Source organism: Microbacterium sp. F2 (assembly GCF_052274505.1).
Classification (GTDB): domain Bacteria; phylum Actinomycetota; class Actinomycetes; order Actinomycetales; family Microbacteriaceae; genus Microbacterium.
On sequence record NZ_JBNVBV010000001.1, the window covers coordinates 432,410 to 455,029 of the forward strand.

23 protein-coding genes and 1 tRNA gene are annotated in these 22,620 nt (G+C 67.0%); 15 read left to right on the forward strand and 9 right to left on the reverse strand.

Annotated features, from left to right (window positions below; all coding sequences use genetic code 11):
- Window positions 1–149: 149 nt before the first annotated feature.
- The gene (serA, locus tag ACQVDU_RS02145; RefSeq protein ID WP_300590941.1) at window positions 150–1,754 is read left to right on the forward strand and encodes a phosphoglycerate dehydrogenase; all 1,605 of its coding nucleotides are present in this window, start codon (window positions 150–152) and stop codon (window positions 1,752–1,754) included.
- Here the strand turns inward: serA and ACQVDU_RS02150 are convergent.
- The gene (locus ACQVDU_RS02150) at window positions 1,751–2,299 is read right to left on the reverse strand and encodes a TetR/AcrR family transcriptional regulator (RefSeq protein WP_443476173.1); all 549 of its coding nucleotides are present in this window, start codon (window positions 2,297–2,299) and stop codon (window positions 1,751–1,753) included. The two genes, serA and ACQVDU_RS02150, sit on opposite strands and share 4 nt — an antisense overlap.
- Before the next feature lie 78 nt (window positions 2,300–2,377).
- On the opposite strand from ACQVDU_RS02150, the gene ACQVDU_RS02155 reads away from it, so the two are divergent.
- The 8 genes from ACQVDU_RS02155 to ACQVDU_RS02190 all read left to right on the forward strand — a co-directional run bounded on the left by ACQVDU_RS02155 (window position 2,378) and on the right by ACQVDU_RS02190 (window position 10,614).
- Window positions 2,378–3,988 (forward strand): MFS transporter, encoded by a 1,611-nt coding sequence (locus ACQVDU_RS02155; protein ID WP_443476174.1) that lies wholly within the window; start codon window positions 2,378–2,380, stop codon window positions 3,986–3,988.
- Window positions 3,951–5,003, forward strand: a complete 1,053-nt coding sequence (locus ACQVDU_RS02160; protein ID WP_363497322.1) for a 3-isopropylmalate dehydrogenase — start codon at window positions 3,951–3,953, stop codon at window positions 5,001–5,003. The genes ACQVDU_RS02155 and ACQVDU_RS02160 overlap by 38 nt, the downstream gene beginning before the upstream one ends.
- A gap of 72 nt (window positions 5,004–5,075) precedes the next feature.
- A complete protein-coding gene (locus ACQVDU_RS02165; protein WP_363497319.1) occupies window positions 5,076–6,194 on the forward strand; it encodes a branched-chain amino acid aminotransferase in 1,119 nt (372 codons plus the stop codon).
- Window positions 6,191–6,970: a fumarylacetoacetate hydrolase family protein gene (locus ACQVDU_RS02170; RefSeq protein WP_363497316.1), complete on the forward strand. Its 780-nt coding sequence runs from the start codon at window positions 6,191–6,193 to the stop codon at window positions 6,968–6,970. Before ACQVDU_RS02165 ends, ACQVDU_RS02170 begins: the two co-directional genes overlap by 4 nt.
- Window positions 6,967–8,220: an MFS transporter gene (locus ACQVDU_RS02175; RefSeq protein ID WP_363497313.1), complete on the forward strand. Its 1,254-nt coding sequence runs from the start codon at window positions 6,967–6,969 to the stop codon at window positions 8,218–8,220. Before ACQVDU_RS02170 ends, ACQVDU_RS02175 begins: the two co-directional genes overlap by 4 nt.
- A gap of 52 nt (window positions 8,221–8,272) precedes the next feature.
- Entirely contained in the window at window positions 8,273–9,793 is a 1,521-nt protein-coding gene (gltX, locus tag ACQVDU_RS02180; protein ID WP_292712240.1) for a glutamate--tRNA ligase, read from the forward strand.
- A gap of 84 nt (window positions 9,794–9,877) precedes the next feature.
- Window positions 9,878–9,952, forward strand: a tRNA-Gln gene (locus ACQVDU_RS02185).
- 62 nt (window positions 9,953–10,014) lie between these two features.
- Window positions 10,015–10,614, forward strand: a complete 600-nt coding sequence (locus ACQVDU_RS02190; protein ID WP_292712242.1) for a TetR/AcrR family transcriptional regulator — start codon at window positions 10,015–10,017, stop codon at window positions 10,612–10,614.
- Here the strand turns inward: ACQVDU_RS02190 and ACQVDU_RS02195 are convergent.
- A complete protein-coding gene (locus ACQVDU_RS02195; protein ID WP_292712243.1) occupies window positions 10,606–12,006 on the reverse strand; it encodes a GH1 family beta-glucosidase in 1,401 nt (466 codons plus the stop codon). The two genes, ACQVDU_RS02190 and ACQVDU_RS02195, sit on opposite strands and share 9 nt — an antisense overlap.
- A 9-nt stretch (window positions 12,007–12,015) precedes the next feature.
- Entirely contained in the window at window positions 12,016–13,266 is a 1,251-nt protein-coding gene (locus ACQVDU_RS02200) for an MFS transporter (RefSeq protein ID WP_292712245.1), read from the reverse strand.
- Window positions 13,267–13,543: 277 nt separating this feature from the next.
- On the opposite strand from ACQVDU_RS02200, the gene ACQVDU_RS02205 reads away from it, so the two are divergent.
- Window positions 13,544–13,744 (forward strand): PLDc N-terminal domain-containing protein, encoded by a 201-nt coding sequence (locus ACQVDU_RS02205; protein ID WP_292712247.1) that lies wholly within the window; start codon window positions 13,544–13,546, stop codon window positions 13,742–13,744.
- A 25-nt stretch (window positions 13,745–13,769) separates the two neighbouring features.
- Here ACQVDU_RS02205 and ACQVDU_RS02210 read toward each other — a convergent pair whose 3' ends face one another.
- Complete coding sequence (locus ACQVDU_RS02210; protein ID WP_292712249.1) at window positions 13,770–14,429, reverse strand: SDR family NAD(P)-dependent oxidoreductase; 660 nt, start codon at window positions 14,427–14,429, stop codon at window positions 13,770–13,772.
- A gap of 48 nt (window positions 14,430–14,477) precedes the next feature.
- Here ACQVDU_RS02210 and ACQVDU_RS02215 point away from each other — a divergent pair, with 48 nt between their 5' ends.
- Window positions 14,478–15,050, forward strand: coding sequence for a TetR/AcrR family transcriptional regulator (locus ACQVDU_RS02215; protein ID WP_292712251.1), 573 nt, complete (start codon window positions 14,478–14,480; stop codon window positions 15,048–15,050).
- Here ACQVDU_RS02215 and ACQVDU_RS02220 read toward each other — a convergent pair.
- Window positions 15,047–15,397, reverse strand: coding sequence for an ArsR/SmtB family transcription factor (locus ACQVDU_RS02220; protein WP_292712253.1), 351 nt, complete (start codon window positions 15,395–15,397; stop codon window positions 15,047–15,049). The genes ACQVDU_RS02215 and ACQVDU_RS02220 overlap by 4 nt on opposite strands.
- Before the next feature lie 86 nt (window positions 15,398–15,483).
- Between ACQVDU_RS02220 and ACQVDU_RS02225 the strand changes: the two genes are divergently transcribed.
- Complete coding sequence (locus ACQVDU_RS02225; protein WP_300591157.1) at window positions 15,484–16,800, forward strand: FAD-dependent oxidoreductase; 1,317 nt, start codon at window positions 15,484–15,486, stop codon at window positions 16,798–16,800.
- A gap of 17 nt (window positions 16,801–16,817) precedes the next feature.
- Complete coding sequence (locus tag ACQVDU_RS02230) at window positions 16,818–17,312, forward strand: GNAT family N-acetyltransferase (RefSeq protein WP_443476175.1); 495 nt, start codon at window positions 16,818–16,820, stop codon at window positions 17,310–17,312.
- A 7-nt stretch (window positions 17,313–17,319) separates the two neighbouring features.
- On the opposite strand, the gene ACQVDU_RS02235 is transcribed toward ACQVDU_RS02230, so the two are convergent.
- Window positions 17,320–18,186 (reverse strand): alpha/beta hydrolase family esterase, encoded by an 867-nt coding sequence (locus tag ACQVDU_RS02235; protein WP_292712259.1) that lies wholly within the window; start codon window positions 18,184–18,186, stop codon window positions 17,320–17,322.
- 81 nt (window positions 18,187–18,267) lie between these two features.
- On the opposite strand from ACQVDU_RS02235, the gene ACQVDU_RS02240 reads away from it, so the two are divergent.
- Window positions 18,268–18,639 (forward strand): MerR family transcriptional regulator, encoded by a 372-nt coding sequence (locus tag ACQVDU_RS02240; RefSeq protein ID WP_292712260.1) that lies wholly within the window; start codon window positions 18,268–18,270, stop codon window positions 18,637–18,639.
- Here the strand turns inward: ACQVDU_RS02240 and ACQVDU_RS02245 are convergent.
- Window positions 18,622–19,089 (reverse strand): hypothetical protein, encoded by a 468-nt coding sequence (locus ACQVDU_RS02245; RefSeq protein ID WP_292712262.1) that lies wholly within the window; start codon window positions 19,087–19,089, stop codon window positions 18,622–18,624. The two genes, ACQVDU_RS02240 and ACQVDU_RS02245, sit on opposite strands and share 18 nt — an antisense overlap.
- Window positions 19,090–19,098: 9 nt before the next feature.
- A complete protein-coding gene (locus ACQVDU_RS02250) occupies window positions 19,099–19,617 on the reverse strand; it encodes a hypothetical protein (RefSeq protein WP_443476176.1) in 519 nt (172 codons plus the stop codon).
- Window positions 19,618–19,922: 305 nt separating this feature from the next.
- Here ACQVDU_RS02250 and ACQVDU_RS02255 point away from each other — a divergent pair, with 305 nt between their 5' ends.
- Entirely contained in the window at window positions 19,923–20,789 is an 867-nt protein-coding gene (locus ACQVDU_RS02255) for an AraC family transcriptional regulator (RefSeq protein ID WP_292712266.1), read from the forward strand.
- A gap of 19 nt (window positions 20,790–20,808) precedes the next feature.
- Here ACQVDU_RS02255 and ACQVDU_RS02260 read toward each other — a convergent pair whose 3' ends face one another.
- Entirely contained in the window at window positions 20,809–22,410 is a 1,602-nt protein-coding gene (locus tag ACQVDU_RS02260; RefSeq protein ID WP_292712268.1) for an ABC-F family ATP-binding cassette domain-containing protein, read from the reverse strand.
- Window positions 22,411–22,620 lie beyond the last annotated feature (210 nt).

Here is a 22,620-nt window from a genome sequence, read left to right on the forward strand (position 1 = left end):
CCTGAGGGACCTTCGGCTCGTCATGTGGTCGGGGCGACCGACGCGCCCACGATAGGCTGGCCACGGCCCGTCGTCATGGCGTGCGGCGCGGCATCCCCGTCATCCTGTGCACGGTTCATGCGTGCGCGTCTGCTCCGAAGGATCCACCCGTGTCCAAACCGGTCGTGCTGATCGCCGAAGAACTGTCCCCCGCCACGATCGAGGCCCTCGGCCCGGACTTCGAGGTCCGTAACGTCGATGGCACTGACCGGCCCGCGCTGCTCGCGGCCCTCGCCGAGGCTGACGCGGTCCTGATCCGCTCGGCGACGAAGATGGATGCCGAGGCCATTGCGTCGTCGCAGAAGCTTCGCGTGATCGCCCGCGCGGGAGTCGGACTCGACAACGTCGACATCAAGGCGGCGACTGCCGCCGGTGTCATGGTCGTGAACGCGCCGACCTCCAACGTCATCTCGGCCGCGGAGCTCACTGTCGGACACATCCTGAGTCTTGCCCGCCACATCCCCGCCGCCCACGCCTCTCTCGCGCAGGGCCAGTGGAAGCGCAGCTCGTTCACGGGTGCTGAACTGTTCGAGAAGACCGTCGGCATCCTGGGCCTCGGTCGCATCGGCGCCCTCGTGGCCGAACGGCTTCGTGCCTTCGGTGTGCGCCTCGTTGGGTACGACCCCTACGTGACTCCTGCCCGCGCTCAGCAACTGGGAGTCGAACTGCTCAGCTTCGACGATGTCGTCCGTGAGAGCGACTTCCTCACGGTGCACATGCCGAAGACGCCCGAGACCACCGGCATGATCAGCACCGAACAACTCGCGGCGATGAAGCCCACGGCGTACGTCATCAACGTCGCTCGCGGTGGTCTGTTCGACGAAGAGGCGCTGCTGGAAGCTCTCACCACCGGTCAGATCGCCGGAGCCGGCCTCGACGTCTTCACCGCCGAGCCTCCGAAGCCCGACTCGGCAGCCGCAAAGCTCGTCGCCCTTCCCAACGTCGTCGCAACGCCGCACCTGGGTGCCTCCACCGACGAAGCGCAGGAGAAGGCCGGCGTCTCGGTTGCGAAGTCGGTCAAGCTCGCGCTCGAGGGTGACCTGGTTCCGGATGCCGTCAACGTCGCCGGTGGCGTCATCGACCCGTTCGTGCGCCCTGGCATCGGGCTTGTCGAGATGCTCGGACAGTACTTCACGGGCCTGACCCACAGTGCGCTCACCTCGCTGGACATCGAAGTTCGCGGCGAGCTGGCCGCGTTCGATGTCAGCGTTTACCGACTCGCGGCACTCAAGGGCATCTTCACGAACATCGTCAGCGAGAACGTGTCGTACGTGAACGCGCCGCTGTTCGCGGAGCAGCGCGGCATCGAGACTCGCATGATCGTCGAGGCCGACAGCCCTCAGTACCGCAACCTCACGGTGCTGCGCGGGACGATGTCGGACGGCACGACGCTGAGCGTTGCGGGAACGCTCGCCGGCACGCGGATGGTCCCGAAGATCGTCGCCATCAACGGCTACGACATCGAGGTGCCCATCGCTGGTCACCACGTCGTGATGCGTTACCAGGACCGCCCGGGCATCGTCGCCATCTACGCCAAGACGCTCGGTGACGCGGGAATCAACATCGAGGGACTGCAGGTTGCGCACCCGGATGCCTCCGGTCACGCGCTTTCGGTGCTCACCGTGGATGCTGCGGTGCCGGACGAGTTGCTCGACCAGATGCGCCAGGCCGTCGGGGCTGACCTGTTCTGTCAGATCGAGATCGTCGAGCCCTAACGCGGAGCGGTTGCCCGCGCGATGAGCTGAACCAAGGCATCCATCTCGGCATCGCGGGGGACTGGCGTTGCCAGACCATCGTGCTGGAGCGCGTTGTTGTAGTACACGCCGTCGCTGATGAGCATGACGAGGTCGAGCGCGGTGTTGTCTGCCACGTGCGGACGAAGCGTCTCAGCCCAGCGCTCCCGAACCGAGCGCAGAGCGTCGCTCGCGGTGCCGCGCCCGGCCTGTGCGAGACGTGAGACCGCGAGGATCGCGCGGTCGAGCGCCGTGCCGTCCATCGCCGAGGTCCGCACATAATACGCAACCGGACCTTCTTCGGCGGAGGTCATGCGGGCGAGATCGTCCTCGACGCGCTCCTCGAGCCGTGCGAGCAACGCCGCTTCGAGCGCCTCCTTCGAGGCGAAGTGGTAGAGCAGGCCGCCTTTGGAGACCCCGGCGGCTCGGGCGATGGCATCCATCGTGGCGGCCCGCTCACCCTCGGCGATGAGGAGGGACTCGAACGCGTCGAGCACCTTCTCTCGGGCGTGCGGGGGACGACTCATGCGCTCAAGGCTAGCCAGGTCGACTCCATGCCTGTTACTATACCAGCCAGACGGTATAGAAATTCTGACGGTGACACCATGACAACCCTGACCGAAGACATCCGCATCGCCGAAAGCGAGGGGCGGCCGGTGACCTGGCGCGGCTGGGCCGCGCTGGTGGTGCTGATGCTGCCCGTGCTGTTGATCTCGGTCGACAACACGGTGCTGAGCTTCGCGCTGCCCGAGATCGCGCTCGCTCTCGAGCCGACAGCGGCGCAGCAGCTGTGGATCATCGATGCCTACCCGCTCGTCCTCGCTGGTCTGCTGGTGACCATGGGAACCCTCGGTGACCGGTTCGGGCGGCGACGGATGCTGCTGATCGGCGCCACTGGATTCGCTACCGTGTCGGCGCTATCGGCCTTTGCGCCCTCGGCCGAATGGCTGATCGCGGGGCGTGCCGCCATGGGTCTGTTCGGTGCCATGATCATGCCCTCGACGCTTGCGCTGCTGCGCAGTATCTTCACCCTCCGCGCGCAGCGACGCCTCGCGATAGCCATTTGGGCCTCGATGTTCTCGGCAGGGGCGGCGCTCGGCCCGATCGTCGGGGGAGTGCTGCTGGAACACTTCTCGTGGGGATCCGTGTTCCTCATGGCGGTTCCCGTGCTCGTCCCGCTGCTGGTGTTCGCGCCGCTGCTCGTGCCCGAAAGCCGCAACCCGGATGCCGGACGCGTCGACGCCGTCAGCATTGTGCTGTCCATGGCGATGATGGTGCCGATCGTGTGGGCCATCAAGGAGTTCGCGGTGGATGGGTACTCAGCCACTGTGGCCGTTGCCGCAATCGCGGGGGTGGGGTTCGGCGTCATGTTCGTGCGGCGACAGCTGCACGCCCGCTCACCGATGCTGGATATGCGGCTGTTCACGCGGGGGAGCTTCAGCGGCGCCCTGCTCGTGAACCTGTTGAGCGTCATCTCGCTCGTTGGCTTCATGTTCTTCATCGCGCAGCATCTGCAACTGATCGTCGGGCTCTCCCCGGTTCAGGCGGGCTTTGCGCTGGTGCCCTCGCTGGCCTCGGTCATCCTCGCAGGGCTGCTCGTCGTGCCCATCGCGTCCCGGATCCCACCCCGCGTCGTGGTACCCGCGGCGCTCATGTTCTCGATGAGCGGCTACCTTCTCGTGGCAGTGACGGCCGGTGGCGGGGACCTCGGCTGGCTCCTGCTCGCCAGCGTGCTGCTGGGTATCGGAATCGGTGCAGCCGAGACCGTCTCGAACGAGCTCGTCCTGGCAAGCGCTCCGCCGAGCAAGGCGGGGGCCGCAAGCGCCGTGTCTGAGACGGCGTACGAGTTGGGTGCTGTGCTCGGAACTGCTGTGCTCGGCGGCATCCTCACCGCCTCGTACCGGTCGGGCATCGCGATCCCCGCGGGAGTGCCCACCGACCTCGCGGCGCAGGCGCGGGAAACGCTCGGAGGTGCGTATGTCGCGGCAGGCGAGCTCGCCGCACCGATCGCTGACGCGCTGCGTGCCGCCGCGGCTACGGCCTTCGACTCCGGTGTTGCGGTCACTGCCGCCGTCGGGGCCGGTCTCATGGTCCTGGCCGCCGTGATCGCGGCCACTACGCTGGGATCGGCGCCGTCATCTGTGAGTCAGGCGGCACGATCCGAGAACGAGGAGAACAATGTCGCGCGAGGTGAAGCTAGCCGTCATCCCCGGTGATGGCATCGGTGTCGAGGTGGTCGCCGAGGCCATGAAGGTTCTCGATGCGGTGACCGCAGGCAGCGACATCCGTTTCACGAAGACCCCCTTCTCGCTGGGCGCCGCGCGCTACCTCGAGACCGGTGACACGCTGACGGATGCCGACCTCGACGCGATCAAGGAGCATGACGCGATCGTCCTCGGAGCTGTCGGCGGTGTTCCCGGCGACCCGCGCCTGAAGGATGCCAACATCGAGCGCGGGCTGCTGCTGAAGCTTCGTTTCGAGCTCGACCACTACGTCAACCTGCGGCCCTCGAAGCTTTACCCCGGCGCTCCCGGCCCGCTCGCGAACCCCGGTGAGATCGACTTCGTCGTCGTCCGCGAAGGCACGGAGGGGCCCTACGTCGGCAACGGCGGCGCGATCCGCACGGGCACCCCGCACGAGGTAGCCAACGAGACATCCGTCAACACGGCGTTCGGTGTCGAGCGGGTCGTCAGGTACGCGTTCGCGCTGGCTGAGCGTCGCCGCAAGAAGCTGACACTCGTGCACAAGACCAACGTGCTCGTCCACGCCGGCGGAATCTGGCAGAGAATCGTGCGCGAGGTGGCAGAAGAGCACCCCGAGGTCGCCGTAGACTATCTGCACGTCGATGCGGCAACCATCTTCCTGGTCACAAACCCTGACCGCTTCGACGTGATCGTCACCGACAACCTCTTCGGCGACATCCTCACCGATTTGGCCGGCGCCGTCACCGGAGGCATCGGCCTCGCCGCTTCGGGGAACATCAACCCCGACGGCGCGTTCCCCTCGATGTTCGAGCCCGTCCACGGATCGGCGCCCGATATCGCGGGTCAGCAGAAGGCCGACCCCACCGCTGCGATTCTGTCCATCGCGATGCTGCTCGATCACCTCGGGCTGCACGACGATTCCGCCCGCGTCACCCGCGCAGTGGAGGAGGACATCGCTTCCCGGGGCGAGGCCGCTCGCACAACAGCGCAGATTGGTGACGCGATCGTCGCCCGCCTGCAGGCGTAGCCTGGAACCACTCGGCTCCTTGCCGCGCCGGACGGACCCGCCACCGCCGCGCACGAACGACTGGATTTCGACATGACACTTCTTGACACCGACCCCGACGCCGGCCTTGCACCCCTGCAGTTCCAGGTGATGCGGAACCTGCAGGCCAAGACGGATGCCGAGCGTGAGGCGGTTCTCGCCAACCCCGGCTTCGGTCAGCACTTCACCGACCACATGGTCGACATTTGCTGGTCGGTCGGCGGCGGGTGGCACCGCCCGCAGGTGAAGCCCTACGGTCCGCTTTCGCTCGACCCGGCGGCGGCAGTTCTGCACTACGCGCAAGAGGTCTTCGAGGGCATCAAGGCCTACCGTCACGCCGACGGTTCGGTCCACACCTTCCGTCCTGACCAGAACGGACGCAGGCTGCAGCGCTCGGCGCGGCGGCTGGCCCTTCCCGAGCTGCCGGTGTCGTACTTCATCCAGTCGCTCGAGGAGCTCATCGCGGTCGACGGCGCCTGGGTACCCTCGGGTGAGAACCAGAGCCTCTACCTGCGTCCGTTCATGTTCGCCAAAGAGGCCTTCCTCGGTGTGCGTCCTGCCAACAAGGTCGGCTACTACGTCATCGCCAGCCCCGCGGGTGCCTACTTCAAGGGTGGCGTCACCCCCGTATCGATCTGGCTGAGCGAGGACTACTCGCGCGCCGGCAAGGGAGGCACCGGGGCTGCCAAGACCGGCGGCAACTACGCGTCGAGCCTGCTTCCCCAGTCAGAGGCCTACGAGAACGAGTGCGACCAGGTGGTCTTCCTCGATCAGGACGGCAACGTCGAAGAACTCGGCGGAATGAACATCGTGTTCGTCTTCAAGGACGGCACCGTCGTGACGCCGCAGTCGGACTCGATCCTCGAGGGAGTCACCCGCGACTCGATCCTGCAGCTGGCAGCCGACCGCGGTCTTCACGTGCAGGGTCGCAACATCACGCTGCGCGAGTGGCGCGAGGGTGTGGCATCCGGTGACATTGTCGAGGTCTTCGCATGCGGCACCGCCGCCGTTGTGACTCCGATTGGTGTGCTCAAGGGACGCGATTTCGTCGACCAGCAGCCCGTCGGCTCACTCGCGCTCGAGCTGCGACAGGAACTCACCGACATCCAGTACGGCCACGCCGAAGACCGCCACGGCTGGATGCACCGCCTCGACGCCCCCGCCCAGGCATGAGAATCGCGCGGTTCCGGCACGAGGACGCGATCGCCTACGGCATCCTCGACGAGGGCGAACTCGTGGTGCTCGCGGGCGACCCGATGTTCGCCGGCTACGAGACGACGGGGGAGCGCGTGCCGGTCGGTGAGGTGACGCTGCTCGCCCCGGTCATTCCCCGCTCGAAGGTCGTGTGCGTCGGCAAGAACTACCTCGATCACGCCGCGGAGATGGGAAGCGACGCTCCTGGCGAGCCGCTGCTGTTCCTGAAGCCCAACACGGCGGTCATCGGGCCAGACGAACCGATTGTGCGCCCGTGGCAGTCGGAGCGCACCGACTACGAGGGTGAACTCGCCGTTGTCATCGGCCGCATCGCGAAGAACGTGACGGCGGATGCTGCGCTGGACTACGTTTTCGGTTACACGATCGGCAACGACGTGACGGCGCGGGATCTGCAGCGCTCGGATGGCCAGTGGTCGCGTGCGAAGGGGTTCGACACGTTCTGCCCGCTCGGCCCCGTCATCGAGACGGAGTTCGACCTCGCGGGCGGCGCAAAGCTGACAACGCGCGTCAACGGCGAGGTCCGTCAACGCGGGGCGATCAGCGACATGATCCATTCGGTGCCAGCGATCATCGAGTACGTGTCGGCGGCGTTCACGCTGCTGCCGGGCGATGTGATCCTCACCGGAACCCCGGCGGGCGTTGGCCCCTTCGTGGCTGGGGATGTCGTCGAGGTCGAGATCGACGGGCTCGGCATCCTGCGCAACACTGCGCGGGATGCGGAGCCGCGTCAGTGACACTCTCTGAGGACTGGGTCGACGACCATCACGAGGCGAGTGAGCTCGCCGGCATCCAGCGGCGCACCGTCTGGGTTCTCTCGGCTGGTCAGGTGCTCGGTGGGCTCGGGTTCGGCGCGACAGTCTCCCTCGGCGCTGTGCTTGCGGCAGACATCGCCGGTGACGAGTCCCTCTCGGGACTGGCCGCTGCGGGTGTCACCCTCGGCACCGCCGCGCTGGCCGTGCCGCTGGCTGCGCTCGCGCGTCGGCGCGGCCGACGAATCTCGCTGGCGTCGGGAATGGCCATCGCGCTCGTGGGTGTGTCGCTGGTCGTGGTCGCGGCGGCGTTGCGGTCGTTTCCGCTGCTTCTGCTGGCCTTCGGGCTCGTCGGGGCCGGGCAGACCGCGAACCTGCAGTCCCGATTTGCTGCCGCTGATCTCGCGACGGATGCCACGCGTGGCCGCGACCTCTCGATCGTCGTGTGGGCGACAACCATCGGTGCCGTTCTCGGACCGAATCTCGTACAGCCGGGGCAGGCGATCGGCGATGCCCTGGGGATGCCGCCCCTGACGGGACCGTACGTCTTCACGATCGCGGCACAGGCGCTGAGCATCGTCGTGTACCTGTTCGCGCTGCGACCGGATCCGCTCCTGGTTGCCCAGGCGGTGGCGCAGCGCCGCCGCGATCGTGTGGTCGAGCAGATCGTCAAGCCCGATCGGCCGGTCTCTGCTCGCTACGCGATCTTCGCGAACGCCGCAGCGCACGGCGTCATGGTCTCGATCATGGCGATGACACCCGTGCACATGCTGCATCACGGGGCGAGTCTGACCATCATCGGTCTGACGATCAGTCTGCATATCGCCGGGATGTACGCGCTCTCGCCCGTCTTCGGCATCCTGGCCGACCGTGTGGGCCGAATTCCCACGATCATGGTCGGTCAGGCGCTGCTCGCGGCATCCCTTGTCACGGTCTTCTTCGGCGCCGAGTCCAACACGGCGGTCACCGTCGCGCTCATTCTGCTCGGCCTGGGCTGGAGTGCCGCCACCGTTGCTGGATCAGCGCTACTGACCGAATCGTCGTCGGAGGAGCGCCGCACGACACGGCAGGGGCGCAACGACCTCTCGATGAGTCTCGTGGGCGCTATTGGTGCGATCACGTCAGGCGTCGTCCTCGGCTGGATCGGGTTCACGGGGCTTGCGCTGGTCGTTGGTGTAGCCGTGATCGCGACGGTGCTTCTCGCGCCGTACGGTCGCATCCGTCAGGTGGCGTAGTCGTCCCGACCCCCGCGTTGTGGCGTCCGCGTCGCAACTAGACTCGGTATCTATGCCCGGAACGCCGCATCCCGCCACCACGACCGCCACCGGATCCGACGTTCGGGTCCGCTTCTGCCCGTCACCGACGGGTCTGCCTCACGTCGGGCTGATGCGCACCGTGCTGTTCAACTGGGCCTACGCGCGGCACAACGGCGGCAAGCTCGTCTTCCGCATCGAAGACACGGATGCCGCCCGCGACTCCGAGGAGAGCTACCACCAGCTGCTCGATGCGCTGCGGTGGCTCAAGATCGACTGGGACGAGGGTGTGGAGGTCGGCGGTCCGCACGCGCCGTACCGACAGTCGCAGCGCCACGAGATCTACCGAGGCGTGCTCGAGAAGCTCATCGATGCCGGTGTCGTGTACGAGAGCTACTCGACTGCCGAAGAGATCGATGCCCGAAACGAGGCCGCGGGGCGCGCGAAGCAGCTCGGCTACGACAACTACGACCGCGACCTTACGGATGAGCAGAAGGCAGCGTTCCGTGCCGAGGGTCGCGAGCCCGCCTGGCGCCTGCGGGTACCCGACCACGACCTCACCTACGTGGATCTGATCCGCGGCGAGGTGACCTTCCCGGCGGGATCCTTCCCCGACTTCGTCATCGTGCGCGCCGGCGGAGTTCCGCTGTACACGTTCGTGAACCCGGTCGATGACGCTCTCATGGGCATCACTCACGTCATCCGCGGTGAAGACCTCATGCCGTCCACGGCGCGCCAGCTCGCGCTCTATGACGCGCTCGTGACCGCCGGTGTCACCGAATTCGTGCCACGCTTCGGCCACATGCCGCTCGTGCTGGGGGAGGAGGGCAACAAGAAGCTCTCCAAGCGTGACCCGAAGGCCGACCTCTTCTTGCAGCGCGAGAAGGGTTTCATCCACGAGGGGCTGCTGAACTACCTCGCTCTGCTGGGCTGGTCGATCGCTCCCGACCGCGATGTCTTCTCGCTCGATGAGCTCGTGGCTGCGTTCGACATCGCCGACGTGAACCCGAACCCGGCCCGCTTCGACCAGAAGAAGGCGGAGTCGATCAACGGCGACCACATCCGGATGCTGGGGGCCGAGGATTTCGCTTCCCGTCTCGTTCCGTACCTGGTCGCCGCCGGGGTCGTGTCGGATCCGATGACTGACGCACAGGCGCAGATGCTCGCTGCATCCGCCCCGCTCGTGCAGGAGCGGATGCAGCTGCTCGGTGACGCCCCCGGCCTCCTCGGCTTCTTGTTCACGGACACCGTCGCCTACGAGGACGATGCACTGACGTCTCTGCCCGCGAACGCCGGCGAGGTCCTCGTCGCCGGTGTGGGCGCGATCGAGCTGATTCCGGAGGCGGAGTTCACCGCCGCCGCGATTCAGGAGGCTCTCGCCGCGGCGCTCATCGAGGTGCTCGGCCTCAAGCCGCGCGTCGCCTACGGGCCGCTGCGGGTAGCGCTCAGTGGCCGCCGCGTCTCACCGCCGCTGTTCGAGTCCATGGAGCTTCTGGGCAAGGATGCGTCGGTTCGCCGCTTTGGAGCGCTGGTCGATCACCTCGCCGCAAACTGAGACGCGCCGCTGTCGGGTCTGGTTTGGCGGGGCGTTTCGCGTCGTCTAGACTTGACCCTTGGCGCCCGTTCCGGCGGGAACCCTTGGGGTATGGTGTAATTGGCAACACGGCTGATTCTGGTTCAGTTGTTCTTGGTTCGAGTCCAGGTACCCCAGCCAACAGAAACCCGCGGAGTTCCGCGGGTTTCGGCGTCTACGGGAATGTGGCGGGGAGGGCAACGATGGTCCGTCGGATCCCGCTCGAGCAGCGTCGCGAGGAGCTCGTGGCAGCCGCGATCCGCGTGATCTCTCGTGACGGCGTCGGGAAGGCGACCACGCGACGAATCGTTGCTGAGGCAGAGATGCCGCTGGGCGCATTCCATTACGCCTTCGCGTCGCAGGATGAGCTCATGCGCGCCGTCGTTGACACCGTCACCGAGCAGGAGCGCTTCGCTGCCCAAGCGGGGTCATGGGACGCCCGTTCATTGGAGAGCGCCCTCCGCAGCGGCTTCGAGACCTACATCGGTCTCCTGGAGGCAAATCCCGAGCGTGAGCTCGTGCTCATGGAGCTCGCGTTGTTCTCCCGACGTCATTCCGCGGACGGGATGCGCGACCAGTGGTCAACGTACTTCGAATCTGCCGCCGAGATGCTCTCGTACGCGGCCGAGCTCACGGGGTCCGAGTGGACCTCGCCTCTGGACGAGCTTGCCCGCCTGCTCGTCGCGCTGCTCGACGGGATCACGCTGGCATGGCTGGCTGACCGCGACAGCGCCGCCGCGCGCCGCACTGCCGAGTTCGCGGCGTCAGGACTCGCCGCGCACGCGCGATCGATCTCAGACTGACCGCGCTGGGTTCTGGGCCTCGATGAGATCCCGGTACCAGTAGTACGAGTCTTTCGGAGTGCGCGCGAGCGTGTCGAGATCCACATGGACGAGCCCGAACCGCTCGCTGAAGCCGGCAGCCCACTCGAAGTTGTCGAGGATCGACCAGACGTAATAGCCCACGACGTTCGCGCCAGCGGCCATCTCGTCGGAGAGCGCCCGCAGATGCGCGTCCAGGAACCTAATGCGTCGCTCGTCGCGCACGCGCCCATCCGCACCCGGCCCATCCGAGAAGGACGCCCCGTTCTCGGTGATGATGATCGGGGGCAGCTCTGGGTAGCGCTCGCGCAGTTGCCGGAGGATGTCGCCCAGCCCAGACGGCACGATCGACCAGCCGAAGTCCGTGCGCTCCACACCCTCGATGGGCACGGCGGCAAACGGCAGCCCCTCGGGGATGTCGACCTCGAGCACGCCGGACGAGTCCCGATCGGCTTGGGGAGCCCCGATGCGGGTCGGCTCGTAGTAGTTCACCCCGTAGACGTCCAGCGGTTCGGAGATCACACGTAGGTCGGCTGCCAGCTGTTCCGGCGACACCCCGGTCAGCTGCAGGATGCCTCCCGCGATCTCGTCGCTCGGGTAGACGCCGCGCAGAATCGGGTCGGCGAAAGTCCAGTTGGTGAGGTCGGCGAAGACGTGGGCGGCAATCAGGTCGGCGTCGTCGTCGCTGGCGGGGATGACGGGGAAGTGCTGGTTGGCCACGCCGATGCGTTGTGCCCCGGCAGCCCGCAAGCGCTGCACAGCCAAGCCGTGTGCGAGCAATTGGTAGTGCGCCGCGGGCAGTGCGGCAAGTTCCAGCCCGAGACCGGGCGCGTGCTCGCTCAGACCATGGCCGTACAGCGTGTGGACGCTCATCTCGTTGAGGGTGAGCCAATCGGTGACGCGGTCGGCGAAGTGCTCGCCGAGGAGGGAGGCATAGTCAGCGAATGCCTCGGCGGTCTCTCGCGCCATCCACCCACCGGCTTCTTGTAGTGCCAGCGGAAGATCCCAGTGATAGAGCGTGGGCACGGGGTTGATGCCTGCCGTGAGCAGCGCGTCGATCAGCCGGTCGTAGAAGTCGAGCCCTCGCTTTTCGACCGTGCCGCGACCGGTCGGCAGGATGCGAGGCCAGGCGAACGAGAAGCGGTAGTCCTGCACGCCGAGCTGTGCCAGCAGCGCGACGTCTTCGGCGTAGCGGTGGTAATGGTCGATCCCCACGGCAGGGGAGTCGCCGCCAAGCACACGTCCGGGCTCCGCCGCAAAGACGTCCCAGATGCTGACGCCTCGGCCATCGGCATCCGTTGCCCCTTCGATCTGGAAGGCCGAGGTCGAGGTTCCGAAGCGGAAGCCCGGGGGGAAGACGAGTGAGCTGGGCATGGAGTCCTTTCAGGGGCGGGAGCGGAGCGCGGGAACGCAAGCCAGTGCGAGGAGGGAGGCGATCGCGGCTGCTCCGTAGAGTCCGGTGTAGCCACCCCAGAGCAGCACGATGGGAGCTGCGACGACGGGGGCGAGCACCTGGGGGAGGGATGCGGCGATGTTGGACAGGCCGAGCATCGTGGCGTACGTGCTGTCGGCGCGCAGGGTCGAGGTGATGATCGCGAGCTCGACCGCGATGTACAGTCCCCAGCCGATGCCGATGAGCGAGGCTGCGAGCAGCACGACGGGCAATGCTGGGAAGAACGCCAGCAGGAGGGAGCCCGCCGCGACGATGATCGCCGCGCTCGCGACGAAGGGCAGGCGGCGCCCCCAGCGATCAGACAGGGGACCGAAGACGCTTGCGACGGCTACGGTTACCACCACGTTCACGAGGGTGATGATGAGTACCCATTCACCGGCGTCGACGAGACCGACACCGTCGGTCAGGTAGTAGTACATGTACAGCAGCACCAGGGCGTTGGCGAGATTCATGAGGAAGCGGATGGCCCACATCCAGCTGAAGTGCGCGGTCGGGCGAAGTCCCGCCACGAAGGTGCGCATCGGCCGTCCGCTGCTGCTCGTGACGGTATCGGTGGTGGGCGGTTCGTGATGGACGATCGCGAACGAGAGCACGAGCGCCGGTACGGCGAGAGCGAGCGCCGCATAGCCGAGACTTCCTTCGCCCAGGAGCACGGCGATCGCGGTGCCCAGAACGACGCCGATCGTCTGGGCCACGCCGAACAACGCGCCGACAAGGCCGCGCTGAGCGTCGGGGACGCGATCGGCGATGACAGCGGCGAGGGCGGCGAAAGGACCGTTCAGGCCGATCTGCACAGTGACCCACCCGACAGCCATCCAGACCGGGTCGGGGGCCACGGCAAGGATGACCATGCCGAGCGAGCCCATCACCGTGCCGACGACGAGGATCGGGCGGCGCCTGCCCCACCGTGACCGAGTACGGTCCGAGATTGCGCCCCAGAGTGGGTTCGCGACCATTGAAGCTGCGGCGCCGATACCGGTGACAACCGCCAGGATCGCCTCCTTGGGCACTCCGGCCGATTCGAGCGCCGCGGCTTGCGCGGGAAGCAGGATCTGCAAGGGGCCGAACCACCCGGCAGCCACGCCGACCATGGCCAGCACGAAGGCTACGATCCACCGGGGTGTTACGCGGGTGAGGATCTCGGGAGTAGGCGCCGAGGTCGCCGGGGTGTCAGCACTCATGCTGAGCGTTGAGATCGATCGTCGGGATGGAGCCGGTGGGGTGGTGCCTAGCCGACATCGGATGCCTTTCCTGGTGCCGTCGGGTCGGGGAGGGCATGGCGGGCGTGAGAGTTGGACGCTTGACCAGGAACATAGGGGATCCGCCTCGACCCGCGCAAGCAATGGCGCGACTTTCGTCGAGGGGAAGCGAGCGACGTAGGGTGGGAGACCGAGCGCCCGCGGCGAATCGAGTTGTCGGGCTCTTGTATCGGGAATCGGCGTCGTCGTGTTCAGTTCAGTGCATCTCATCATCCTTCTGGTGGTGCTCGCCATCTATGCCCTGTCGATTTGGGCCCTGGTCGTCACTGTGCGCTCTGACCAGCTCATGACAAGCGAGAAGATCATCTGGTCGGCGATCCTGCTGCTGGTGCCAGGAATCGGGCTGATCGTGTGGGCTCTGCTGTGGTTCACGCGGAGGTGGCCGCGCCACTCGGTCTGAGGGCCTGCCCCTGCATCAAGGTGAGTCAGGCTTTCGGGTAATGCGGCCGCAGCGTGCGGGCGATCGCCCGGTCCATCATGCGGTCGGGGAGGATTCGGGCGAGGCGAGTGAGAAGGGCGGCGTCGCGCCCGATCGTGTAACGGGTCCGCGGGCGACGGTCCGTTGCGGCTCGCGCGATGACCTTGGCTGCCTCTTCTGCAGACACTCCCTCGCTTGCGAACGTCGCGGAGTGGCTGAGGAACGCTGCCATGAGCCGGTCGTACCTGTCGTGCTGTTCGACGGTCATCTGCGAGTGGAGGTCTCTGGCGACGGCGGAGCCGCGGTCTCCCATCGCCGTGCGCACGCCGCCCGGTTCCACGATGACGACCTGGACGCCCTGAGGCGCGAGCTCTTGCCGCATCGCGTCACTGATGGCTTCGATCGCGAACTTGCTGCCCGAATAGGCGCCATACGCCGGCATCGCGATACGTCCGCCCGTCGAGCTGATGTCCACGACGCGTCCGCCGCTTCGGTGCAGCGCCGGTAAGAGCGCCTGTGTAAGAGCGATCTGCCCGAACACGTTGACCTCGAACACGCGGCGCGACACCTCGAGCGGCAGGGTTTCGACGGGTGCGGTGGCCCGCCCCATGCCGGTGGATGCTCCGCTGACGACGGCATGCTGTGAGCTTTCATGTGACAGTGTCATGCGAGTGACGATAGCACCTCGGATGACATTGTCAAATAGAATCGGAGGATGATCGCTCGAGTCGAATCTGCGGCAGCGACGCGTCGCGCGCTGTTGGAGGCCACCGCCGAACTCCTGGATGAGGGTGGCGTCGACGCCGTGACCCTGCGGGCCGTGGGCGCTCGTGCCGGGGTCTCGCGCGGGGCTCCCTACGGTCACTTCGCCGACAAGGAGGAGTTGCTGGCAGCCGTCGCGATAGAGCGGTGGAATCGTCTGGCGGATGACTTGGCTCAGCTTCGGGCGCGACAGGAGCTTTCCGCACGTTCGCGCCTGGAGTCTGCCCTCGCCGCCATGCTCACTATCGCGCGTCGTCAGCCGCATCTTCACGCACTGATGTTTACGGCGCCACAGCGTGATCCCGAGTCGCTGGCACGCGCTGCTGTCGCGTCGCAAGACGAGTTCCTCGCGATCGTTGCCGCTGTCGTGGGCGAGTCGAGGGCGCGGGGGATGGGTGCCCTACTTCTGAGCGGCACGCTGGGTGTGGCAGGGATGGAGCGTGCCGGGCAACTCGATACCCAGAAGTGGGGCGTCAGTGGCGACGATCTCGTGGGTATGCTTGCCGACCTGGCCGAGGCGTCTTAACTCGGTCGGACGACCTGCGCCACGCGCTCAAGCGCGCTCGGAACGAGTCGGTAGTACGCCCAGGTGCCCCGCTTGGATCGTGTGAGAAATCCCGCGTCCGTCAGCACCTTGAGGTGGTGCGACACCGTGGGCTGAGCCAGCCCGACGGGTTCGGTCAGGTCGCACACGCATGCCTCCCGACCCTCGCTGGCGGCGACGATCGACAGCAGTTGCAGCCTGGCGGGGTCGGCAAGTGCCTTCAGTGCGGATGCGAGCTCCTCAGCATCCGTGCGCGAGAGCGGAGTCTGCGCGAGAGGCGCGCAGCACGCCGCGGGGTCCGCCGGGGGAAGGATGTCGAGCGAGGTCATATATCGATCATAGTGAATATTGACAGATATCGATATAGCGACGCATACTGGCTCTCCACACTCGCCTAAGTTGACCGGAGACTCCCGTGACACTGCTCGACCTCACTGCCCGCCCAACCAGCGACGCCCGCCTCGCGACTCTGCCCGTGGTCATCATCGGTGCAGGTCCCGTCGGGCTCGCCGCCGCCGCTCACCTGCTCGAGCGCGGCATCGACGTCGTCGTACTCGAGGCGGGGGAGCAGGTCGCTTCCTCGATCCGCCGGTGGGGCCACACCCGGCTCTTCTCGTCGTGGCGGCACCTGATAGACCCCGCGGCGCGGCGTCTGCTCGAGGCCGGAGGGTGGACCGACCCGGTTGATCTCGACCGGATGCCGACAGGCCAGGAACTCATCGACGAGTACCTCGAGCCGCTTGCCACGCTCGATCCCCTCGCTTCGCGGATTCGACTGTCGACGCGCGTTGCTGCCGTGGGTAAGGACGGCATCGATCGCACCCGCACGGAGGGACGCGCGAACACCCCGTTCCTCCTACAGATCGAGGATGCCGAGGGGATGACTGTCGAGCTACGGGCCCGAGCCGTGATCGATGCATCAGGAACCTACGAGACCCCCAATCCGCTTGCCTCCTCAGGGCTCGACCTCCCGGGCGGCGCGAGTATCGCCGACCGGGTTTCGCACGCGCTTCCCGACGTCGCGGGTGCGGATCGTCACCTCTTCGCCGGGCGGCACACCACCGTGGTCGGTGCGGGACACTCTGCGGCGAACACTCTGCTGGCTCTCGCCGACCTTGCCGACCAGGTGCCCGGCACCCGCGTCACCTGGCTGTTGCGCACACCTTCGGCCACCCGCGTCACGGCATCGGAGGCCGACGAACTCCCCGGCCGCGCGCGGTTGGGGGCTCGAACTGACGAACTCGTTGCATCCGGCCGCATCCAGCTTGTCGATTCCTTCCGGATCGCCCGCGCCGAGCGCACCGAGAGCGGGGTGCGACTGATCGGCACCCGAGACGGTGCGCCTGCCGTGCACGAAACTGATCACGTCGTCAGCGCCACCGGCTTCCGCCCCGACCTGGCGATGCTGCGCGAGATCCGTATCGAGCTCGACGAGGTCGTGGAGGCGCCCCGCAGGCTCGCGCCCCTCATCGACCCCAACATCCACTCCTGCGGCACGGTGCCTCCGCACGGATTCGCCGAGCTGCAGCATCCGGAGCGCGGCTTCTTCATCGTCGGCATGAAGTCGTACGGGCGGGCGCCGACGTTCCTGCTGGCGACGGGGTACGAGCAGGTGCGCTCGATCGCAGCGTGGCTCTCGGGTGACCTCGCGTCGGCATCCGCGGTGCAGCTGACCCTCCCCGCGACGGGTGTGTGTTCGACGGATGCCGCGGGCACCGGATCGTGCTGTTGAGCGCCACGGTTCGCTCGATGACCGCGCAGGACTGGGGACAAGTCGAGCTCATCTTCGCCGACGGCATCGCTGGAGGCGAAGCCACGTTCGAGGTCGCGACCCCGAGCTGGGCGGAGTTCGACGTCGCCAAGCTCCCCGAGCCGCGCTTGGTTGCCGTCAGCTCCGCGGGTGAGGTCATCGGTTGGGCGGCTGCTTCGCCCGTGTCGAGTCGGGCAGCCTACCGCGGGGTCATCGAGCACTCGGTCTATGTGGCGCCCGAGCATCAGGGGCGAGAGGTCGGGCGCGCGCTGCTGAGTCGATTCGTGACGGATGCCGACGCCGCCGGCTTCTGGACGATCCAGTCGAGCATCTTCCCCGAGAACACCGCGAGCCTGCGCCTTCACGAGAAGCACGGGTTCCGAGTCGTCGGTCGTCGCGAGCGAATCGCACGCTCCCAGCTCGGACCCCATGCTGGCCAGTGGCGCGACACCGTCGTGATCGAGCGCCGCTCGACACGCAACGGACTCGCGTGACCCCGACTCAGATAAGGTCGATCAGGTCGCTCACGACCTCATCGATACTGATGTCGGTCGCGGTGCGGCCGACGATCGCGGGGCCAGTCTTGGGTGAGGGAACCGTGTGTCCGCCGTCGATGACGGTGTAGAAGGTCACGGGGGCTTTGTTCGGCTCGCTGTAGGTCGTGCGTTCGACGCGGGTGGGCCGCCGCGACGCTCCGCGGTGGGGGAGGGCGGTGACCTCGGGTGCGGCGCTGATGCCATGACGTCTGGCGAAGTACTCCGCGGTTGCCGGCGCAGAAAGACTCACTCCGTCGACCCTGAAGACCTTGCGCGCCCACCACGGCATCCGACCGCCCTGGTACGGAACGATCGGATCCGTCGTGCCATGAATAAGGGTGACCGGCACGGAGCGCTCGGCGGTCTCCGCGTATCCGCTCAGAAAGGACTCGCGGACCGGCATCGTCGCCGACACGATCACGCCGCCAGCGAGTAGATCGGATGCCTCGTGCAGCAGTCGGAAGACCATCTGGCCGCCGTTGGAGAAGCCGAGACCGATGACCCTCCTACGGTCGATGTGGTGGGTTCTCTGGAGTTCATCGACAAGCGCTCGCGCGAACGCGACGTCGTCGATCTGTTCTCTGCGTGCCGGGAAGGCGCTTTCGGCTCGCGCATCGTTCCAGTTGCCCCGGTGTCCGTCGAGATACGCGACCACTGCGCGGGCATCGTGCGCGAGGGTGTCTAGGACGCGTCCCGTGAATTCGCGGTGCGTCTCTCCGTCCTGACGTGAGCCGTGGAACACGAGGACGAGCGGTCGGCCTTCGAGACCCTCGGGGTCACCGACCACCGTGTACGAGCGGACGCGGGTACCGACCGTGATCGTTGCGTGCATTGTCTTTCCTTCACCGACTGAGCGACTCTCGCTCGCCTCGAAGGTGACGTTATAGTCTGACATCATGTCAAGGTCAAGGCGATGAAGATCGGTGAACTTAGCGCGCGCAGCGGCGTGAGCCAGAGGTCGCTCCGGTACTACGAGGAACGGGGGTTGATCTCGGCGCATCGTGAGCCCAACGGGTATCGCGACTACGACGAGTCGACAGTGGAACAGGCGCGCACCATCCACATGCTGTTCGGGATGGACTTTCCTCGAGACGTCGTGCAGTCCGTCCTCGCATGCGCCGGCCCGGCATCCGCGGCAACCCACGACGCGCTTGCCGACCAGCTCGAGGTGGTTCTCGACGAACTCACGGAGCGGATCACCAAACTCAGCGACACGCGCCAGCAGATCGAGACCTTCCTAGAGTCCCGGGGCCGGAGATCTCCAACGTCAGTGGCGCGCGCCTGAATCGGTCGCGAGGGTCCTGGCGATAATGACGGATGCCGGGATGTGACCGATCGCCAGCACGACAGCGGCGACGGCTAACCACGGGTTGCTGAGCCATGCTGCCGCGGCGAGGAACGTCACGACGGGAAGGATCGCCATCGGCACCGGAACTCGCCAGAACGGTCCGTACAACAGGCGGAGTGATCGGCCGCGATCGAGGTAGCGGCCCCAGAGCGCGTCGTAGCCGGCGAGTGCTGCGATCGCGACAATCAGCCACGGCCAGACCAGCGTGCCGGGGAGTACGACGGCGGGCACGACGACGCACAGTGCCTGGCCGACCCGTTCGAGCGCTGTGAGGATCCGCGGAACCGCGACATCCGGCCATGGCTCGGTCGGGGGAAACCACACGAGCAGGAGGCTCGGGAGGAGCACGGCGAGCGCGACGGCCAGGCCGAGGAGTGAGAAACCCACGAGTTATCGCTACCTCTCGACATCCGCGTGCGGCTTGCGCGTCCCTGCCGCGATGCCCGCTACCCACCCGGGCGCGCGGCACCCGACCGGGGGAGTGAGAGTGCAGGCATCGATCCCTGCGCGGCAGAGCGTCCACGCGATGAGCGAGTTGCTGTTCCACATGTCGGTACTCGGCGGAACTGCGCGCCCCCAGGTGTGGAGAGGAACCTCGGGCAGTACTCCGTTCGGCCAGGCGCGAACGACATAGCGGAACATCCGGAATCGTCCGAGCGGTGGCGGACCCACTGGCCCGATCGCCACGACCCCGGATGCCGTGCGCGGCTGCCCCCACTGTGGCGTCATCTCGATGACGTATCGTTCGCCGCCCGTGAAAACCTCGAGTGCCGCGTGCACGAGCTGTTGCGGCGCGCGGCAGTCGCGACGCGCCGACAGCAGCTCCCACCACCGGCTCGTGTGCGCCACAATCACTCCTCCGGCGCCGACCGGAAGCCGCCAGAAATCCGCACGATCGGTGCGCTCGGCATCCACGGCTCCATCGTCGCCGGGGCGCGACGCGACGGCACCGGCCAGAGGTCCCGTACCCGGACCGCCCCTATCGGGGGCGCCTAGGCTGAGGCTGTGACGAGTCGCGAGTCGCAGGCGTGGGAGTGCCCGACGTGCGGTGATCGGCTACGGTACGAGATCCTCGACGATGAGCGATTCCTCGTCGCCTGGTCGTGCGTCAGATGCGGGCTGGTACGCACGACCGAACCCGCGTAGGGCGATCGAACCGGACCGGAACGATCGGGTACGCGCGGCGTGGATCTCGCAGGCTGGATGTCGAAGGAGGCCCCATGATCGCGGAGCTCAATCGACTGATCGATGTCATCGACGACGACCTGTCCGAAGACCTCGACATCGGGGCGCTGGCGCGGGAGGCGGGCGTGACCGAGTATCACCTGCGGCGGATGTTCTCGTCGCTGGTCGGGATGCCGCTGTCGGAGTACATACGCCGGCGACGGATGACGGTCGCAGCCGCCGCCGTGGTCGCTGGCGACCCGCTCCTCGATATCGCGGTGCGGTTCGGATACGGCTCGACCGAAGCCTTTGGCCGAGCTTTTCGCGCGGTCCACGGTTCGTCGCCCGCCGAGGTGCGGGTAAATGGTGGTCCCCTTCGCACGCAACCGAAACTCAGGCTTCGCCTGACCGTCGAAGGGAACACCACTATGGACACGCGCATCGCCGAACGCCCCGCGTTCCGTCTCGTCGGACACGCTGCTCGCGTGCCGCTGATCCACGAAGGAATCAATCCGCACGTCCAGCAGTTCGTCGCCGCACTTCCCGCGCGCGAACACGCCCGCCTCAAGGAGCTCAGCAGCACCGAGCCGGGTGGGCTGCTGCAGGTGAGCGACGGCGTCGACCCGGATTACCGAGAAGGAACCGAGCTCACCTACCTGCACGGCGTCGCTCTGGATGCCGCGGCATCCGTGCCCGCAGATCTCGACGTGATCGAAGTCGAGGCGGGGGAGTGGGCGGTGTTCCGCACGTCAGGCCCCTACCCCGCAGCGCTCCAGGAGGCCTACGCGGCATCCGCATCGGACTGGTTCCCCTCCAACCTCTGGCAGTTGCGTCCTGGCCCCTCGATCGTCGCCGTACTCGATCGCGCCGACGACTTCAGCACGGCGACGACCGAGCTCTGGATGCCGATCGCACGCCGCTAGCGCATCGTCTGCTCGGTGCCTACCGCATCGCGGTCAGCACTCCCGCGGCATCCAACGCGAACTCAGCGTCCAGCGCGAGGCGATCCAGGAATCCTCGGTCGTGGCTGACCACGATCATCGCGCCGCGGTAGGCGCCGAGCGCCTCGATGAGTTGCTCCGTGGTCTGGAGATCGAGGTTGTTGGTTGGTTCATCGAGCACGATCAGTTGAGGTGGCGGATCGGTGAGGAGCACCTGCGCGAGGGCGACCCGGAACCGCTCGCCGCCCGAGAGAACACCGACGGGCCGATCCACCATGGCCCCGCGCACGAGGAGTCGCGCGAGCCGGTTGCGAAGCTCCGTTCGCGGAATGCGCGGCGAGACTCGGCTCACGTTCTCGATAACGGATGCCGCGTCGTCGAGGGTGTCGAGGCGTTGGGAGAGCGTGCCGATGCGATGAATGTCCGCGACGGCTACCGCCCGGCCGGGGCCGGCAGCCACGCCGGAAACCAGCCCCTCCAGCAGCGTGCTCTTGCCGACCCCGTTCGGGCCGGTGATTGCGACGCGTTCCGGTCCCTGGACGATGACCGTTCGCCCGTCGCTCCCCGTGAACTCGGCGATCCGCTTGCCCGGAGGTACGGCGGGGTCGGGGAGGTCAATGCTGACCCGGTCGTCATCACGGATGCGTGACTCGGCGTCCTGCAGTGAACGCTGCGCCGCCTGCATCCGATCATCGAGCAGTCCGCGCTGCCTTCCGTGGGTCTTCTCGGCCGAGTTTCGCCGGTCGTTGACGACGGCCCCGATGTACTTGCGATTGGCGGCATCCTTCTTGCCTTGCCGCTCGCTGTGCGCGATACGCTCGGCTGCCGCGATCCGCTGCCGCTTCTCGACGCGGACAGCGTGCTCTGCGGACCGCGCCGCGCGCTCGGCTGCTTCCTGTTCGCGTGCAACCTGCTCTCGGAACTCTGAGTACGGTCCGCCGAAGAGCATCAGCGCGCCGGCCCGTAATTCAGCCGTGTTCTGCATGCGCTCCAGCAACTCCAGATCGTGGCTGACGACGATCACGGGACCGTCCCACGCGCCGATGAGGTCGTGGACCCGTGCCCGCCCGTGGCCGTCGAGGTTGTTGGTCGGCTCGTCGAGCAGGGCGATGTCGGCTCCGCGCATCCGTATGCCGACGAGTGCCGCAACCGTCGCTTCCCCGCCCGAGATCGTCGTGACGGGGCGGTCGAGGTCGTCGATGTCGACGCCAGCCGCGCTCAGAGCGGCAATTGCCCGCTCCTCGACGTCCCAGTCTGCGCCGATCGCGTCGAAGAGGGCGAGGTCGATCTCGCCCCGCTCGACGGCGGCGATCGCGTCGACGATCGAGCGGATGCCGAGAAGATCGACCAGCGTATGGCCGGGTTCGGCATCCGTTCGCTGTGGTAGATAGTCGACGACACCCGCAGCCTGCACGGAACCCGATGTCGGCGTGAGGTCGCCGGCGATCAGACGCAGCAGCGTCGACTTGCCGACGCCGTTGAGGCCGACAAGACCCGTCGAGCCGGATGGGAACGCACCCGACACGGCGTCGAGAACACGGTGGCCGTCGGGCCAGGTGAAGGTGAGGTCGTGAAGAACGACGGAAGGAATGGGGGCAGGCATGCGGAACTCCAGAACGTGTCGGTTCCTGACGAGGTCAGGGTGGACGCTGACACGGGTCCGCAGAAAGGGCAGGGGGGCCGGTCAGCAGGGGATGCTGAAGCCCGAACCTGTCATGTCTGTTCCTTGCCGTTCACTCCCTCTCACGAGCAGCGGATGCTGCAGGAGTGCGCCCCCAGTATGCCACCGTCGGCGTGGGACGCAAGCGCACCG